General features: G+C 36.0%; 19 protein-coding genes and 1 riboswitch. Of the genes, 10 read left to right on the top strand and 9 right to left on the bottom strand.

Going from position 1 to position 16024, the window contains the following annotated elements; genetic code table 11:
- Positions 1-72: 72 nt before the first annotated feature.
- From CHRYMOREF3P_RS08465 to CHRYMOREF3P_RS08455, 3 genes are all read left to right on the top strand, one after another.
- Positions 73-1365 carry a T9SS type A sorting domain-containing protein gene (locus CHRYMOREF3P_RS08465; protein WP_232538991.1) on the top strand — a complete coding sequence of 431 codons (1293 nt, stop codon included), beginning with the start codon at positions 73-75 and terminating at the stop codon, positions 1363-1365.
- Between the two features lie 126 nt (positions 1366-1491).
- Positions 1492-1669, top strand: a riboswitch (cobalamin riboswitch).
- A gap of 31 nt (positions 1670-1700) precedes the next feature.
- Positions 1701-3527: a TonB-dependent receptor plug domain-containing protein gene (locus tag CHRYMOREF3P_RS08460; RefSeq protein WP_180564380.1), complete on the top strand. Its 1827-nt coding sequence runs from the start codon at positions 1701-1703 to the stop codon at positions 3525-3527.
- Positions 3528-3547: 20 nt separating this feature from the next.
- Positions 3548-4603, top strand: coding sequence for a YncE family protein (locus CHRYMOREF3P_RS08455; protein WP_180564379.1), 1056 nt, complete (start codon positions 3548-3550; stop codon positions 4601-4603).
- Positions 4604-4765: 162 nt separating this feature from the next.
- On the opposite strand, the gene CHRYMOREF3P_RS08450 is transcribed toward CHRYMOREF3P_RS08455, so the two are convergent.
- From CHRYMOREF3P_RS08450 to CHRYMOREF3P_RS08415, 8 genes are all read right to left on the bottom strand, one after another.
- Positions 4766-6184 carry a CCA tRNA nucleotidyltransferase gene (locus CHRYMOREF3P_RS08450; protein ID WP_077419332.1) on the bottom strand — a complete coding sequence of 473 codons (1419 nt, stop codon included), beginning with the start codon at positions 6182-6184 and terminating at the stop codon, positions 4766-4768.
- 37 nt (positions 6185-6221) lie between these two features.
- Positions 6222-6566, bottom strand: a complete 345-nt coding sequence (locus tag CHRYMOREF3P_RS08445) for a nuclear transport factor 2 family protein (protein ID WP_077419333.1) — start codon at positions 6564-6566, stop codon at positions 6222-6224.
- A gap of 107 nt (positions 6567-6673) precedes the next feature.
- Positions 6674-7222 carry an L-threonylcarbamoyladenylate synthase gene (locus CHRYMOREF3P_RS08440; protein ID WP_180564378.1) on the bottom strand — a complete coding sequence of 183 codons (549 nt, stop codon included), beginning with the start codon at positions 7220-7222 and terminating at the stop codon, positions 6674-6676.
- Between the two features lie 302 nt (positions 7223-7524).
- On the bottom strand, positions 7525-8037 hold the full coding sequence (locus tag CHRYMOREF3P_RS08435) for a DinB family protein (RefSeq protein ID WP_077419335.1): 513 nt from the start codon (positions 8035-8037) through the stop codon (positions 7525-7527).
- Positions 8038-8154: 117 nt separating this feature from the next.
- Positions 8155-8601 carry a GNAT family N-acetyltransferase gene (locus tag CHRYMOREF3P_RS08430; protein ID WP_180564377.1) on the bottom strand — a complete coding sequence of 149 codons (447 nt, stop codon included), beginning with the start codon at positions 8599-8601 and terminating at the stop codon, positions 8155-8157.
- A gap of 69 nt (positions 8602-8670) precedes the next feature.
- Positions 8671-9810, bottom strand: coding sequence for a cystathionine gamma-synthase (locus tag CHRYMOREF3P_RS08425; protein ID WP_077419337.1), 1140 nt, complete (start codon positions 9808-9810; stop codon positions 8671-8673).
- Between the two features lie 132 nt (positions 9811-9942).
- On the bottom strand, positions 9943-10266 hold the full coding sequence (gene gldC / locus CHRYMOREF3P_RS08420; protein ID WP_077419338.1) for a gliding motility protein GldC: 324 nt from the start codon (positions 10264-10266) through the stop codon (positions 9943-9945).
- Between the two features lie 29 nt (positions 10267-10295).
- Positions 10296-11282 carry a gliding motility protein GldB gene (locus CHRYMOREF3P_RS08415; protein ID WP_175627297.1) on the bottom strand — a complete coding sequence of 329 codons (987 nt, stop codon included), beginning with the start codon at positions 11280-11282 and terminating at the stop codon, positions 10296-10298.
- 52 nt (positions 11283-11334) lie between these two features.
- Between CHRYMOREF3P_RS08415 and CHRYMOREF3P_RS08410 the strand changes: the two genes are divergently transcribed.
- The 7 genes from CHRYMOREF3P_RS08410 (at position 11335) to CHRYMOREF3P_RS08380 (ending at position 15313) form a co-directional block, all read left to right on the top strand.
- On the top strand, positions 11335-11973 hold the full coding sequence (locus tag CHRYMOREF3P_RS08410) for a leucine-rich repeat domain-containing protein (RefSeq protein WP_077419340.1): 639 nt from the start codon (positions 11335-11337) through the stop codon (positions 11971-11973).
- 12 nt (positions 11974-11985) lie between these two features.
- Complete coding sequence (locus tag CHRYMOREF3P_RS08405; protein WP_317169680.1) at positions 11986-12522, top strand: GNAT family N-acetyltransferase; 537 nt, start codon at positions 11986-11988, stop codon at positions 12520-12522.
- On the top strand, positions 12512-13042 hold the full coding sequence (locus CHRYMOREF3P_RS08400) for a GNAT family N-acetyltransferase (RefSeq protein WP_180564375.1): 531 nt from the start codon (positions 12512-12514) through the stop codon (positions 13040-13042). Before CHRYMOREF3P_RS08405 ends, CHRYMOREF3P_RS08400 begins: the two co-directional genes overlap by 11 nt.
- A 13-nt stretch (positions 13043-13055) precedes the next feature.
- The gene (nadE, locus tag CHRYMOREF3P_RS08395; RefSeq protein WP_180564374.1) at positions 13056-13847 is read left to right on the top strand and encodes an NAD(+) synthase; all 792 of its coding nucleotides are present in this window, start codon (positions 13056-13058) and stop codon (positions 13845-13847) included.
- 89 nt (positions 13848-13936) lie between these two features.
- A complete protein-coding gene (locus CHRYMOREF3P_RS08390; protein WP_232538990.1) occupies positions 13937-14455 on the top strand; it encodes a ribonuclease domain-containing protein in 519 nt (172 codons plus the stop codon).
- Positions 14456-14547: 92 nt separating this feature from the next.
- Complete coding sequence (locus CHRYMOREF3P_RS24320) at positions 14548-14619, top strand: hypothetical protein (RefSeq protein WP_317169715.1); 72 nt, start codon at positions 14548-14550, stop codon at positions 14617-14619.
- Between the two features lie 385 nt (positions 14620-15004).
- Positions 15005-15313: a barstar family protein gene (locus tag CHRYMOREF3P_RS08380; protein WP_077418150.1), complete on the top strand. Its 309-nt coding sequence runs from the start codon at positions 15005-15007 to the stop codon at positions 15311-15313.
- 172 nt (positions 15314-15485) lie between these two features.
- Here CHRYMOREF3P_RS08380 and CHRYMOREF3P_RS08375 read toward each other — a convergent pair whose 3' ends face one another.
- Positions 15486-15968: a cytidine deaminase gene (locus CHRYMOREF3P_RS08375; protein WP_077418153.1), complete on the bottom strand. Its 483-nt coding sequence runs from the start codon at positions 15966-15968 to the stop codon at positions 15486-15488.
- Between the last annotated feature and the right edge of the window lie 56 nt (positions 15969-16024).

The following is a 16024-nucleotide window of genomic DNA, read 5'->3' as shown; positions in this document are numbered from 1 at the left end:
AAATATTGTATTAATATTGTTTTCACCAATTCGGAACGCTAAATATAATAAAATATGAAAAATTTTTACAGAATGTCAATAAAAATATTGACGGCTTGTCTTTTTCTGAAATTTAGTTTTGCAGCAGCACAGCTTACAGTAATAGGGCTGGGAAATTATAATGTAGGTGCAGTTTCAGATAATGGAGTAGTAAGTATGCATACAAGTGCAGGAGGAGTATATAAATGGAATGCAGCAGGCGGACTTGTACAGATAGGTTCAATATCAAACGGATATCCAGCCGCAGGGAGAACGATTGTTTCAAACGATGGAACCAAAATATCATCTTCTGTTACAAATTCTGCAACAGGATTTAATGAAATATCAACTTATGATGTAGCTACTTCCACATGGGTAAACAGAGGAGGGCTGGTTCCTACCGGTTGGGACGGCAGTGTAAGTTCTACATGGGGAATGTCACCTAACGGAAATACTATTGTAGGGTTAGGATTTCTTACTGCTGCGAACGCACATGCTGTGAAATGGGATGACGTAAACGGAATGGTTGACCTGGGAAGTATAGTTTCCGGACGCAGTTCCAGGGCAAATGCAATCAATGCGGCAGGAACAGTGATTGTAGGGTGGCAGGATGAGCCAACCGGAACAAGAAGCGGTGCAAAATGGCAGGATGGAGTAGAAAGTTTTATTACAGATAATAACGGGAATAATGTAGGAGAAGCAGGCGGAATTTCGGCTGATGGAAATACCATTATAGGATCTGCAAATCCTAATCCTTATGTTTGGAATGCTACAAGCGGACTGACTTATATAACACATCCTAATGCTTCGTTCAATTTCAAAGGAGGAGCTACAGGAATTTCAGCTGATGGAACACGAGTTATTGGTTTTTACAGAGCATTTGGAGCACCTCCAATGTCGGGAGAAGGTTTTATCTGGACTGCATCTGCCGGAAGAATTAATCTGAATGATTATGCAGTATCCTTAGGAATTGCAACGAATGGAGTAACGATGGGACTTCCTCTGGCGATTTCACAAGACGGAAAGAAAATTGCCGGATCAGGGACGAATGCTTCAGGTCAAATAGTTGCTTTTTATCTGGATACTTCTGAATTCTTATCAGTAAATGATACCGTGAAAGAGAAAAATAGTGTTGGCATTTATCCTAATCCTGTAACTGATGTGCTTTATTTTAAAGGAACAGGAAAAATAGAAAAAGCAGAAATCTATAATATGGTTGGGCAAAGGGTGAAATCATTCAATACTGTGGAAGGACAAATTGATGTTTCATCTTTATCAAAAGGAGATTATATTCTGCAATACTCTGTGAAAGGAGAAAAACAAGCTTATAAATTCATTAAAAAATAACATATATAAATAGTAAAGTAGTGGGATGATGGCCGTTTTCAATTTTGAAAGCGGCTGTTTTTTATTTGCAAAAGTCTGAAATTTTTGATGTAAAAGCCGGTTTTTTGGCAAATACATATAAAAAACTATCTTTGCAAAAATTTTGGTTTCCAGTATTTTGGAATGAAAAGGGAATTGGGTGTAACTCCCATACTGTCCCCGCAACTGTAAATCGCAATAAAAGTTTCTGCAAACAACCACTGTCTAAAACGGGAAGGAGCAGAATGCGAAAGTCAGGAGACCTGCCAACATTATAATCAAAAAACATATTGCTTTCGGAGGAAAAGTAAAAAAGTATGGATATAAAAAGATCTTTAGTACTGCTTTTTTCATCTTATGGCTGTTTTCTTTTTGGACAAGAGAAAACCATAGACACTATTTATGTCTTCGACAACCAGATGAATAGGGTGAAACTTTTTCATCCCGTAAAAATAATTTCGGCAGAAGAGGCCGAGAAAAACTCCAGTAATCTTTCAGAGCTCCTGAGATTTCAGTCACAGGTTTTTATCAAAGAAAATGGCCGAGGGGCTGTTTCTTCACCATCTTTCCGGGGTACTACCGCTCAGCAGACTGCATTTGTATGGAATGGGATTAATATCAACTCCAGTTTTTTAGGACAGGGAGATATCAATAATATTGCTTTGTTTGGCTATGATCAGATCGGTATAAAAGCCGGCGGTGGAAGTGTAGTCTATGGAAGTGGTGCCATTGGGGGAAGTATTCACCTGAATAATACCCTTGATTTTAATAAAGGTTTCCATGGTTCTTTATTTTCTGAGGTGGCTTCCTTTAATACCTATAATAATTTTGTAAAAGGTTCTTACAGCAATGATAAGTTCAGTTTTAAAGCTTCCGGAAATTATTCTGTAAGTGAAAACAATTATGAGGTAAGCGATCTGAATTACATCAACAGAAATGGAAATTACTATAATACCACATTCAATGCAGGTGCATCCTATAAAATAACCAACGATCATAAAATTTCGTGGCAAAGCCAGTTTTTCGATTCTTCACAGCATTATCCTGTGTATGAAGAAACGGGAACAAAAACAAAATATAAAACTCAAAGTATAAGAAGCCTTCTTTCCTGGGACTGGAATAAAACTAAGTTCAGCAACTCTTTTAAAGCGGCCTATACAGAAGAAAACTTTCAGTATTTCGGTTCGTTAAACCAGCCTAAATCAAGTGGGGGAACAGGGAAAAACTATATCTTTAAAAATGATTTCAATTATTTTCTGAATTCTAAGTGGAATTTTAATCTTATCGGAGAATTTCAGATCAATAAAGGTGAAGGATATCAGAGCGGAATATCCAGTGTCAGTAGAAATATTGGCTCTGTTTCCGGGTTGCTGAGGTATTTTGCTACTAAAGACCTGCGTTTTGAGGGTGGATTTAAGAAAGATTTTGTGGAAGATGTGAAGTCTCCGTTTATGTATTCATTCTCTGGAAAATGGAGTGCCGCAAAATGGTATGATGTAAGCGTTAACGTGTCAAAAAACTTCAGATATCCGTCATTTAATGATATTTATTATGAGCCGGGAGGAAATAAAGATCTGAGACCGGAAACGTCTACCCAGTTTGATATGGTGAATGAGTTCAAAGTAGGAGATTTCAGACTTACTTTGTCTCCTTATTATATGAACATTACAGATCTTATTGTATGGCTGCCTACTGCTTTGGGGTATTGGCAGGCATTTAATGTCAATAAATCTGAATCTTACGGATTGGAATCTCAATTGTCTTTCAGCAAACAATTGGGAAATCATAAAATCCGGGCTAATGCCGGATACTATTATGCAAAATCTATTGATAAGGAAACTAAAATGCAAAGACCTTATGTTCCCATGCACAGAGGAATGGCCAATGTAGATTATGAATACGGTTTCTTTAAGTTTTTCGCACAGGGACTGGTGAATGGCGTTACTTACACTACAAGTGATGAAAAAAGATCAGAAGCAATAGATCCTTATTTTCTTTTAAATATGGGAGTTTCAGCAACACTGGCAAAAAAGTATACTTTAGGATTTAAAGTGAATAATCTAACGAATACTTATTATAAAACGGTTTCTTTTTATCCTTTACCGAAAAGAAACTATAGTGTGTATGCGGCAATAAATTTTTAAAAAATTAAATTGAATAAATTATGAGAATAACTAAACTTTTAACTGTATTATTTGCAGTGGTTTTATTGTTTAACATGTCTTCATGTACAAGTGACTCTGCAGAGTTTGAAATGTCTCCGATCACTTACCAGAACGGATATTTTATCTCTAATGAAGGTAACTTCAACAGCCAGGGGGCTAAAGTAACATTTCTTACAAGAGATTTAAGCCTGAAGCAGGACGATGTATATGGTTATAACAATAGTAAAGAAATCTTAGGTGACGTTCTTCAGACCATTGGTCTTGACGGAAATAAGGCTTATCTTGTGATAAACAACTCGAACAAAATTGTTGTAGTAGACCGTTATACATTTAAGAAATTAGCAGTCATTTCAGATCAGCTTGATAATCCAAGAGGAATTACTTTTGCGAATGGATTTATTTATGTTGCCAACACCAATTTCATTGCTCATACTCAAAGTGTAACTAAATATAAAGCTTCTGATTATTCATTTGTAAGTAAAATCAACATGGCTGATGTTTCTGATAAAACAGTAGAAGCAGGAGGAAATGTTTTCGTACAGAATGCTTCATCAGGATTTGGAAATAAGATTACGTATATCAATACTTCCAACGATAGCAAAACTGAAATTTCCATTCCGAATGGTCAGATTGGAAACACTGTATCTTACAAATCCAATGTTTACACAATTTCTTCAACAGCTACAGATTCTTATATCTACAAGATTACGAGCGCAGGAATTATAACACCGGTAATTACTTTGACAGGAATTCCAAATGCTACAAATCTTCAGATTGATAACGATAAGTTCTATTTCAGCTCTGTCAATAAAGTATATACAACAAGCTTAGCTACACCAACAGTTCCTGCAAGTCCGTTATTAACAGCAGCGGATGGTGGACCTTATTATACGCTTTATGGATTTAATGTTATTGATGGAAGAATCTTTGCATCAGACGTTAAGAAGTTTACAGAAGAAAGTGAAATGGTAATATATTCAGCAGCTACAGGGAGCAAGATGGGATCCATTAAAACTGGAGGTCTTGGTGCTAACGGTACTTACCTGAATCCATAATACTTCACAGTATATAAAAAAATAATTTTTTATTTTTTCATCATTTGTGTTTTTTTCCGGCCGGTTTCTTTTGAAACCGGCCGGCTTTGTTTTCCTTGTGAAAATAAAAAAACCGGCGGGATGGAACATCCCGCCGGGCTTTTATATTAGCTATAGATTGAATTAGATTGTTAATCCCAGTTTTTCCGCTTCAGCAATCACAAATTTTGTGGCTTCCTCTTTTTCATTGGGAATTTCACCTTCCAGAATGGCTTCTTTTACTTTCTCTTTCAAAATACCAATTTCACGGCCTGGCTTAAGATTAAACATTTGCATAATCTCTTCACCAGTAATAGGCGGCTGGAAGTTTCTTACCTGATCTTTTTCTTCCACTTCTTTGATCTTCACCGCTACATATTCAAAGTTTCTTTTGAACTTTTCCTGTTTCTTGGAGTTTTTAGTTGTAATGTCAGCTTTACAAAGGGTAAAAAGATCTTCAAGGTTTTCACCGGCATCAAATAAAAGTCTTCTCAATGCAGCATCTGAAGCATCATCAGTGATCAGGGCAATAGGTCGCGATGAAAGTTTTACCATTTTCTGAACATATTTCATATCACTTCCCAAAGGTAATTTCAATCTCTGGAAAAGGTTTTTAACCATTTTTGAACCTAAAAACTCATGTCCATGAAAAGTCCATCCTGTTCCTTCTACAAACTTTTTTGTAGGAGCTTTACCAATATCATGGAGTAAGGCAGACCAACGAAGCCAAAGATTATCTGTATTCACAGAAATATTATCTACAACTTCTAAAGTATGGTAAAAGTTATCTTTGTGGGTTTGTCCTTCCACTTCTTCCACTCCTTTAAGTTCGATCAGCTCTGGAATAATCAGCTTCATAAGACCGGTTTGCTCCATGAGCCTCAATCCGACAGACGGTTTTTCAGAAAGCATAATCTTGTTGAATTCTACCATGATTCTTTCCATAGAAACAATCTTGATTCTTTCCGCTTCCTGCTGGATAGCCTGCAGAGAGTTTTCCTCAATTTTAAAATTTAAAGTTGAAGCAAAACGTACCGCTCTCATCATTCTCAACGGATCATCAGAATAGGTTTGAGCCGGTTCCAAAGGAGTTCTTAAAATTCCATTCTCAAGATCTTCAACCCCATTGAACGGATCAATCAGTTCTCCGAAATTATCTTTATTTAAAGAAATAGCCATCGCATTGATGGTGAAATCCCTTCTTTTCTGGTCATCTTCAAGGCTTCCTCCTTCTACTTCCGGTTTTCGACTGTTTTCGGTATAGCTTTCCTTTCTTGCTCCCACAAATTCAAGATCAAGTTCTTTATACTTAATCATTGCTGTTCCATAAGTTTTGAATACGGAAACCTTTAATTTAGGATCTATATCTTGAGCTACATTTTGAGCAAGCTCTATACCGCTTTGTTCTGTTACAAAGTCTATATCTGTAGAAGCTTTTCTGTTCATCAGAAGGTCACGTACATAACCACCCACAATATACACGGACTGGTTATTCCTTTCTGCTGCTTCAGAAATTATTTTAAAAAGTTTTAAATTCTTATTTTGATTAAGATTAATTTTCATCGTTAATAATAGTGACAATTTCTACGCATGTAACCCATTAATCATAATGAGCATACATTTTATTAATTTTTCCATCTTCATTAAAAAACATGACTTCAACAGCATGTTTATCCATAATCGACTTATAAAATAATGCTGCTGAATCTACTCCCGCTGTAGAATGAATAAGGTCAAAATGGAGATTTGGGAATTTTTCCAATGCCTTTCTCCAATATTCACGGACAGCTTCTTTTCCCTTCAAAGAACTTTCTTTACCGCCTGTAGCCATCGCAATCATGGGAGTTGTAATCTCAATATCATCCGAATAATGGGTAAGAATAGTCTCTAAATCATGAGAATTCCATGCATTAACCCACATTTGAGCAAATTCCTGATGATTCATAGCAAATAATTTATGAGTTGAGTTTGCAAAGATAGAATTAAAAAAAAGAAATCCTGCCGATATGAACTGACAAGACTCTAAAAAATAAACAAAAAGGTTCAGAATTTCTATTCCCGAAGAACCTTTATTCTGTTGTCACTCCATATTTTGATCACCGAAGAACCAGCGTATTTTGAAACTTTTTCTCTGTCTTCTTCCACTGCATAATCTACAAGACCAATCATCTCTTCAGAAATATCAGAGAATTTCAATGGGCTTTTCTCGCCACTGAAATTGGCAGAGGTAGATACCAGAGGTTTGTTCAGTTTTGTAATTAGTTTTTTGCAGAAATCATTTTTTACAAGACGTATTCCGATGCTTCCATCCTCCGCAAGAAGTTCTTTGGGTAAACCTCTTGGATTTTCATAAACGATCGTTACAGGTTTTTCACTAAGATCAATAATGTCCCATGCTATTTCAGGAACATCCACCAGATCCTGAAGTCTTTTTTCAGATTCTACAAGAATGATCATGGATTTGTTTTTTTCGCGCTTTTTGATGTCAAAAATTTTATTGACAGCTTCTATATTAGTGGCATCACAACCAATTCCCCAAATGGTATCTGTAGGGTAAAGAATTGTTCCTCCGGATTTTAATACTTCAATAATATGTTCCATAATTGTATGTGAAATTCAAAGAGTGGATAAAGGTAGAAAATCTATGGATTTCAGACAAAAAATCAGGATGTAAATGTGGTTATGTTGATAAGTTTTGGCTAAAGCCAATGGAATGGTGTAAAACGTGAAAACGGGCTAAAGCCCGTTCCTATTGATGTTTTTATGACGCATTTAAAAAATGTTTCAACGATTATTAGGTATGCTATCTTATTCAATAGAAATGAGCTTTAGCCCATTTAAATAAAAAAGGAACAAATCCTCTGGCTTTAGCCAAAACTTAATTAAAACTTATTTTTAATCTCCTACATCCATCCCAACTTCGATAAATACCTTTCCTCAATAATATTCAGATGGTGGTAATTATGTCCTACAATCAGCTTTCCGATGGTTTCCACAGAAATTTCATGGCCATTGGCTGTACCTGTATTTTGTAAGGCGTAAGGCGTAAGCGTTTCTAATAGAATCTTGGAAGACTTTCTCACCAGCTTGTATTCTTCCAGAAGAGATTCCAGTGTTCTTTCATTGGCGAAAGACTGATCGGCATATTCATTTTCATCAAACCCTGGAAGATTGTTTTTTTCTCCTCTTGCGAAAGCTAATATTCTGTATTGGAAAACTCTTTCCGTATCCGATAAATGGAGTAGAAGTCCTTTTAATGTCCATTTTCCTTCTGCATAAGCAAAATGAGACTGCTCTTCGGTAAGGTTAGAATAAATTCCTATGGTTTTATCAGCTGATATCTGCAGTTCGTTTAGCCAGTTCCCTGATGGAATCTGATCTAAATATCTTTGAATGTATTTTTGAAAATCGGTCATATTATTTTTTTGTTTTTATAAATTGATTTCGGGGTGTGGGTATAGAGAATGCAACAGAAAGTTAATGATAGTAATGAATATATTTTATAAAATTACTCATTACTGATTTCTCATTACTCATGAATTGCTCCACTCGTAGAAGTTCACAGAGTCATACAATTCAAATCCGCAGGCTGGATACAGCTGATTCCCGATATCATTGCTTTTTCCTGTTTCTAAAAGGATACCACATGCTTTTGATGAACGGCAGTGCTCCTTGGATTCTTCAATTAATTCTTTAGAATAGCCCTTTCCTCTATGGTTTTCATTCACGTAGAGATCATTCAGCAGCCAGTAGCGCTGCATTCTTGTAGATGAGAATATAGGGTATAATTGTACGAAACCTGTAAGTTTACCATTTTCTTCTGCAACAAAAATTTCAGAATCTTTATTTTCAAGTCTTTCCTGAAGAAAACTTGTCGCGGCAGAAATATCTGAGGTCTTGTGATAGAATATTCTGTACTGATCAAATAGTTTTGCAAGTTGAGGCAAGTCGGAAATGACTGCTTTTCTTGTGTTTTTCATATGATTGGTTGGTGGTTATAATAAAATGAGAAGGATTGATTAACCCTTCTCATTTTAGTTTATAGTATGTTAAGAAAAAGCTTTCTCAAGATCTGCAATAAGATCTTCTGCATCTTCAATACCTACGCTTAAACGAACAAGATCATCAGTGATCCCCAGTTCAGCACGTTTTTCTGCCGGGATTGAAGCATGGGTCATCAGAGCAGGGTGGTTAGCCAGAGATTCTACTCCTCCTAAAGATTCTGCAAGGGTGAATACTCTTACTTTCTCTAAGAATTTAATTGCATCTTCTTTCTTTCCGGATTTGAAAGTGAATGAAACCATTCCTCCTGCTTCCTTCATCTGAGATTTTGCCAATTCATACTGAGGGTGAGATTCTAATCCCGGATAAATTACTTTATCTACAGCAGGATGATTTTCAAGATACTTGGCTACTGCAAGTCCGTTGTCAGAATGTCTCTGCATTCTTAATGCCAGTGTTTTGATCCCTCTCAGTACAAGGTAAGAATCATGAGGTCCTAAAATACCACCACTTGCAAACTGAATAAAGTGAAGTTTTTCTCCCAGTTCAGCATCTTTAGCGATAAGCGCTCCCGCAATCACATCAGAGTGTCCACCCAGATATTTGGTGGCAGAGTGCATCACAATATCAGCACCCAGATCAATAGGTCTTTGAATATAAGGCGTTGCAAAAGTATTGTCTACTGCTACTAAAATATCTTTTCCTTTCGCAATATCTACAACCGCTTTGATGTCTACCAATTTCATCAAAGGGTTGGTAGGTGTTTCTACCCAGATCAGTCTCGTTTTATCAGTGATAACATCAGCAATTTTAGAAACATCATCGAAATTCACGAAAGTAAACTTCAGCTGATATTTTTCGAAAAGTCTTGTAAACATTCTGTAAGTACCTCCATAAAGATCATCTACAGCAATGACTTCATCACCTGGGTTTAATAATTTCAAAACACAGTCGATGGCAGCAAGACCAGAACCGAAAGCTAAACCTCTCGCTCCATTTTCAATACTTGCCAAAGAATCTTCCAATGCCTGTCTTGTAGGGTTGGCAGCTCTTGAATATTCATATCCGGAATGTACTCCAGGGCTTTTTTGTGCAAACGTAGAGGTCAAAAATACAGGAACATTTACAGAACCTGTTGCAGACTCGTGGTGCTGCCCTCCGTGAATTACTTTTGTATTAAAATTCATAATTTTTTGCTTTAGGCTTGAGCATTAAGCAATAGAATATATTACTTGAGCCCATTGTTTTTTATTAAATTTGCTCTAGCTGAATACAAAAAGCTTACCGCTTACTGTCTCCAGCTTATCACAATTGTTTTTTTACTTAATAGCAGATTTCACAGCAAACTCTTCTGCAACTTCTTCCATCCACTGCGCTACATCCTCCTCACCCGTTGCTCTCTGATAAGTGCTTCCTAAAGATATTAAAATCTGGTGGATAAACATCTTCATTTGGTCTACAGGCATTTCTTTAGTCCAAAGATCAATTCTTAATGCCTCTCTTGTTTTATCATCCCATACAGAAATCATCGTTGCTTTAGTATCTTGCTTATCAATACCTCCATCCTGAGCGTTCCATGTAATATTTTCAGGTACATGATTTTCATCAAGCTCTACATCTATCGTAATCTGAGTCTTTCTCATTTTTCTATTTTTTCTAAATTCTAAATTTTCTATTGTTTAAGTTTCGGTTTATAACCGGATTCATTAAAAATGGTCGTTGCATCCATTTTCAGGAAAGCTGTAAGTTTTGTTTCAGGCTTTTCCTTAAGGTAGGTCTTACAGATCTGCCATCCTGTAAAAATTCCGATTTGTGGTGAAGATTCATTGTCAATCTCCGTATAAAATTTTGAGAATGGTCCGGGCGATATGAAACGCTCTCCCAATCTTGGATCATCACCGAAAATCAGGTTGCTTTCTACAAAATAATTCCAGATGTTGGCTTCATTAGCTGTTGCCCATTCATATTGCTTTTTGGTATAATTCATTTTCAGATAATCAGGAACATCAGGAAGAAAAGCGTCCTGAAGAATCATTACTTTTCCATTCAGAACGATCTGATCAATGAATTTCTGATGATCAGGAGATTCCGTTACAATATTTTCAGCAAAAAGCTGTGAAACCTTAGGAACGATATTCTGCGGATTCATTGATTTTTGAAAATAAAGTTCCAGTCCTTTATAATTAGGATTTCCATCTCCCATAAAACCGGTAATATCTATAAACAGTAGATTTCCTTTCTGATCATAAAATATCGGATCCTGGATCATCTGTAACGCAGATGAAAATAAATATACTTTGGGGCTTTTAAACTGTGGGAAATAATATTTGATATGCGAGAATAAACTCTTCAGCTCTGTTTGTAATGTAGCCTGATTTATCTTTCCAATCGCTTCCTTGTAGATTTTGATCTCTTCAGCATCCATTCTTCTCTTTTCAAAATCTGCATCTGAAACACTTCCCTGAAACCATGGGAACTGAGTTTTAAACTGCTCCAGCGGAACATTCGGATTGTAAAATTCTTTGGAGATATCTGTTACATCAACTTTTTCGGCAGTTTCTTTAACTTCTACCTTCCATTGATTTTCAGCTTCTTTTTTGCAGGAAACAAGTCCGGCAGCTAAAATAGAAGAAAGCGCAATATATCTAAAAATCTTCATTATTTTTACATGGAATTTAAGTTTACAAAAATAAGGATTAAATACACAATTCATGATGAAAATTAAAATAATTACAACCCTTTGCCTTATTTTGGGACTTTCTTTTTTCTATGGGCAAAAGCTGGAATTTAAAGATAAGAACTTTGAAAAAGCTGTACTTGAAAATTTTGATCTGAATAGAAACGGAATACTTGAACCCATGGAAGCTGGGACGGTTACGAACCTGTTCCTTGTTCAGAAAGGGATTACTTCCACAGAAGATCTGCACTTTTTTAAAAATGTGAAAATGATTATTCTGGATGATAATGTGATTCCGAATATTGTACTAAACAGCTTGGATCAACTCGAATTGTTTTCCTGTACAGGATGTAAAATCTCCTCATTCAAAGCAGAAAATCTGAAAAATTTAAGTTCTTTATATCTGGACAATAATCTGTTGGAAGGTATTTCGCTGAATGGAATTCCAAAAATTGACCAATTAACATTATCTTTAAATCAATTAAAAACAGTTGACCTTACGCAGTTCAAAGTATTAAGGAAACTGAATGTAGAACATAATAAGCTTCAAAAAATTGATATTTCCGGGAATCCTGCTTTACAAACCCTCAATGTAATGGGAAATAAAATAAAAGAAACAGACATCAAAAAAGGTACAAAAACAGACGTAACTATTTTTGGTGCTGAAGAATAAAAACTAATGAGTATGAAAATAGAAACAGAGCGACTGATATTAAGAAAACTCGAGGATGAAGATTTTGAAAGTATATTTCTGCTGGACTCCAATCCGGAAGTCATGAAATATATTGGTGTACCGGTATTGACAGATATCAATGAATCTAGAAATGTTATCAGCATGATTCAGAAACAATATGAAGAAAATGGAGTAGGAAGACTGGGAGTAGTGGAGAAAGAAAGCGGTCTTCTGATAGGTTGGAGCGGATTGAAATTATTAACCCATGAAACCAATGGCTACAAAAATGTATTGGAGCTGGGATATCGTTTTTTGCCGGAATCATGGGGAAAAGGATATGCTGTGGAAGCCGGAATAGCTTCTCTGAATTATGGTTTTAATGACCTGAATGCTGAGGTTATTTATGCCTATGCTCATTCTGAACATGAGGTGTCTAATCATATTTTAAGAAAATTAGGATTTGAAAAAACCAGTGAGTTTGAAGAACCTGACGGAGTCTGTTTCTGGTACGAACTGAAACGTGAAAAATATAAGAGTAATGACTATTAGAAAAGAAGAAGAAAAAGATCATAAAAAAGTTTTCAGTCTTGTAGAGGAAGCTTTCAGAGATATGGAACACAGCGATCATCAGGAACAGTTTCTTGTTGAAAAATTAAGATTGTCCAGTGCTTTTATTCCGGAATTGTCATTAGTGGCAGAAGATGGGAATGGTGAAATTGCAGGACATATTCTGTTCACAAAAATTACAATTGAAGGTGATGGAGAATCTTTCCAATCTCTTGCACTGGCTCCTGTTTCTGTAAAACCTGAATTTAAAAATCAGGGAATCGGCGGGAAATTGATTCTTCAGGGACACCATATTGCCAAAGAATTGGGATATGAATCTGTAATATTGATCGGACATGAAAATTATTATCCGCGCTTTGGTTACAAAAAAACAAGTAATTTTGGGATTTCTTTTCCATTCGATATTCCGGAAGAAAACGGAATGGCTGTAGAATTGATAAAAGACGGATTAAAAAATAAAAAAGGAGTGGTGAAATACCCTCAGGAATTTGGAATAGACTAAAAAAATATAAACAATGCAGACACAAAAAGTGATAGATCATATTGTAAGCTGGTTAAAAGATTATGCGACAAATGCCAAAGTAAACGGATATGTAATTGGAGTTTCCGGAGGAGTAGATTCCGGAGTGGTTTCTACTTTAGCAGCAATGACAGGCCTGAAAACATTACTGATCGAAATGCCGATTCGTCAGAAAGTAGATCAGGTAGACCGTGCACAGGATCATATGAATGACCTTAAATCCAGATTCCCCAATGTAGAAACAATGTCTGTAGATCTTACACCTGCTTTTGAAGAATTGTATAAAACTTTTGATGTAAAAGATGATCTGTATCCTAACGAGAAACTTGCTTTTGCGAATACAAGAGCCCGCCTGAGAATGCTTACTCTTTACTATTACGGACAGCTGAACGGTCTTTTGGTATGTGGAACAGGAAATAAGGTAGAAGATTTCGGAATAGGTTTTTATACAAAATACGGAGATGGTGGAGTAGATGTTTCTCCCATTGCAGATCTTTATAAAACTGAAGTATATAAACTTGCCAAAGGATTGAATCTGATCAAGAGTATTCAGGAAGCTATTCCTACAGACGGACTTTGGGATGTAGACAGAACGGACGAACAGCAGATTGGGGCTACGTATCCGGAACTGGAAAAAATCCAGAAAGAATACGGAACAAAAACGGCTGATGACTACGAAGGAAGAGATAAGGAAGTATTCCAGATTTTTGACAGAATGCATAAAGCTGCCAAACATAAAATGGATCCTATTCCGGTTTGTGATATTCCTGAAGAATGGAGAGCATAATAAAATGTACCAGTTCAGCAGTGTCATCATTTAGCAATAAACGATGCGCTGCCTGATGGGTAAATTGTCACATTTAAACAACTATTGTTATGAACGGTAAAATAAGATCCTTATTTTTTATATGCCTGGGACTCCTTTTCGGAATGGCTGTAATGTATGTTTACAGGAACTTTATTGAAGATAAGAAAGATCATGCAGGTTCTGTAAAAAAGGAAACAGTGAGCTATGGCAGTACCTCCCCGAATGGTGCATCCAATAATGGAAATTCATCAGCTCAGGTATCTATTGATCAACTGACAGAAGAAAAGACGGTGATCAGCTACGTGAAGCAGAATCATCAACTTCCGGATTATTATATCACTAAAAATGAAGCCAGAAAACAAGGATGGAATCCTTCCCAGGGAAACCTTTGTGACGTAATTCCCGGAAAAGCGATTGGCGGAGATAAATTCGGAAACAGAGAAGGGCGGTTGCCTGATGGCGAAAGGTACTTTGAAGCAGATGTAAACTATCATTGCGGCGGAAGAAATGCTGACCGTATCATTTATACCCAAAATGGGGAAGTATACCTTACCAAAAATCATTATAAGAGCTTTGAGAAACAATAATGTGTAAATAACAAATTGTCATTGTGAGGAACGAAGTGACGAAGCGATCTTTAAAAAAATAATCACAGTTGAAAGCAGGTTTTGTCTATATCATGACTAATAAAAATCATACAACTCTTTATACAGGAGTTACTTCAAATCTGCCTAAACGAGTTCAAGCATAAGGAATCATATTACTCACAAAGCTTTACCTCGAGATATAATTTATATATTTTGGTGTATTGGGAAGCTTTTCAGGAGATAGGTGACGCTATATTTAGAGAAAAACAGATAAAAGCTGGTTCGAGACAAAAGAAATTAGATCTGATAAACAGTATGAATCCATTATGGAAAGACCTTGCGGAGGATGTTGAAAATATTATGGATGTTTTTTGAGATTGCTTCGTCACTTCGTTCCTCGCAATGACCAGTGTATAATTTGCATTTAAATTATTATAAATATTAATTTTGAAAAATATTTACACAGAGATAGATTTCTAATCAAGAAACGGATTTCTGCAAAAAATGCAAAACTTTTTTAATCAATAAAAATTGGAAATTTAGTTCAATATGAAGACAGTATATATAGATTTTACAGACATAGGTGATTATGAAGATTTTTACGCTCAGTTAAAGGAAAAAATTCAGCTTCCTGAACATTTTGGCGATAATCTTGATGCACTGTCTGACACCATCACCGGAGAAATAGAAATGCCCCTCCATCTGGAATTCGTAAACATGACCGTAGATCAGCTGGAGATTTTTGAAGATCTGCTGACCACTCTTGAAGATGCCGAATACGAAGTAGAAGACTTTAGCTTTAGCTACTATCTGGAGCAGTATGAAGACGATGGGGATGAAGATGAAGACGAAGAATAGAAAAAAAACAAGACTGTTTCAAATTACGAAACAGTCTTTTTTATGCTGAAATGTGAAGTTCGTTTTCTTTTATCACACCGTGTCAGGGTTTTAAACCTTGACACGGTGTAGAAATTTCTTTAAATTTATCAGAGATAAAATCTTTGTGCCTTTCTACACAATACACTAATTATTACAAAAATGAAGAATCAAAATAAAATGGCAGCAGATCCTTCACTGCCTGCACTTTTACAACCTCTTCATTCATACTGGAGAAATAAAGGTCAATATTCTCATTTTGTTTTGTCTCATATTCGATAAGACTCTGACGGCATGCTCCACAAGGAGGAATCGGAGGATTATTTTCATGAAATTCTTTAGGACCTCCCACCACAAAGATCTTTTTTATTTTCACATTTGGAAAGTTGGCGGCTACCCAAAAAAGAGTAGTTCTTTCTGCACAGAGTCCGGATGGATAAGCGGCATTTTCCTGATTATTCCCGGAATAGATTTCTCCGCTTTCCAATAACACGGAACATCCTACCAGAAATTGAGAATAAGGGGCATAAGCATTCTCACGAGCCTCTTTGGCTCTTTCAAATAATGTATTTTCTATGGTGCTCAGTTCACTGCTATTTTTAAAATATTCGTAACTGATCTGTATATCTTTTTTCATATATTGTAGACTAAAAAAGGGGGGTAAAATTAGTTCTTTTTAATGAGGTGGGCAAT

The organism is Chryseobacterium sp. JV274, assembly GCF_903969135.1.
In the GTDB taxonomy this organism is placed as follows: Bacteria; Bacteroidota; Bacteroidia; order Flavobacteriales; family Weeksellaceae; genus Chryseobacterium.
Note: the sequence above shows the minus strand (reverse complement) of the source record. Positions and strands in the feature narration are given on the sequence as shown.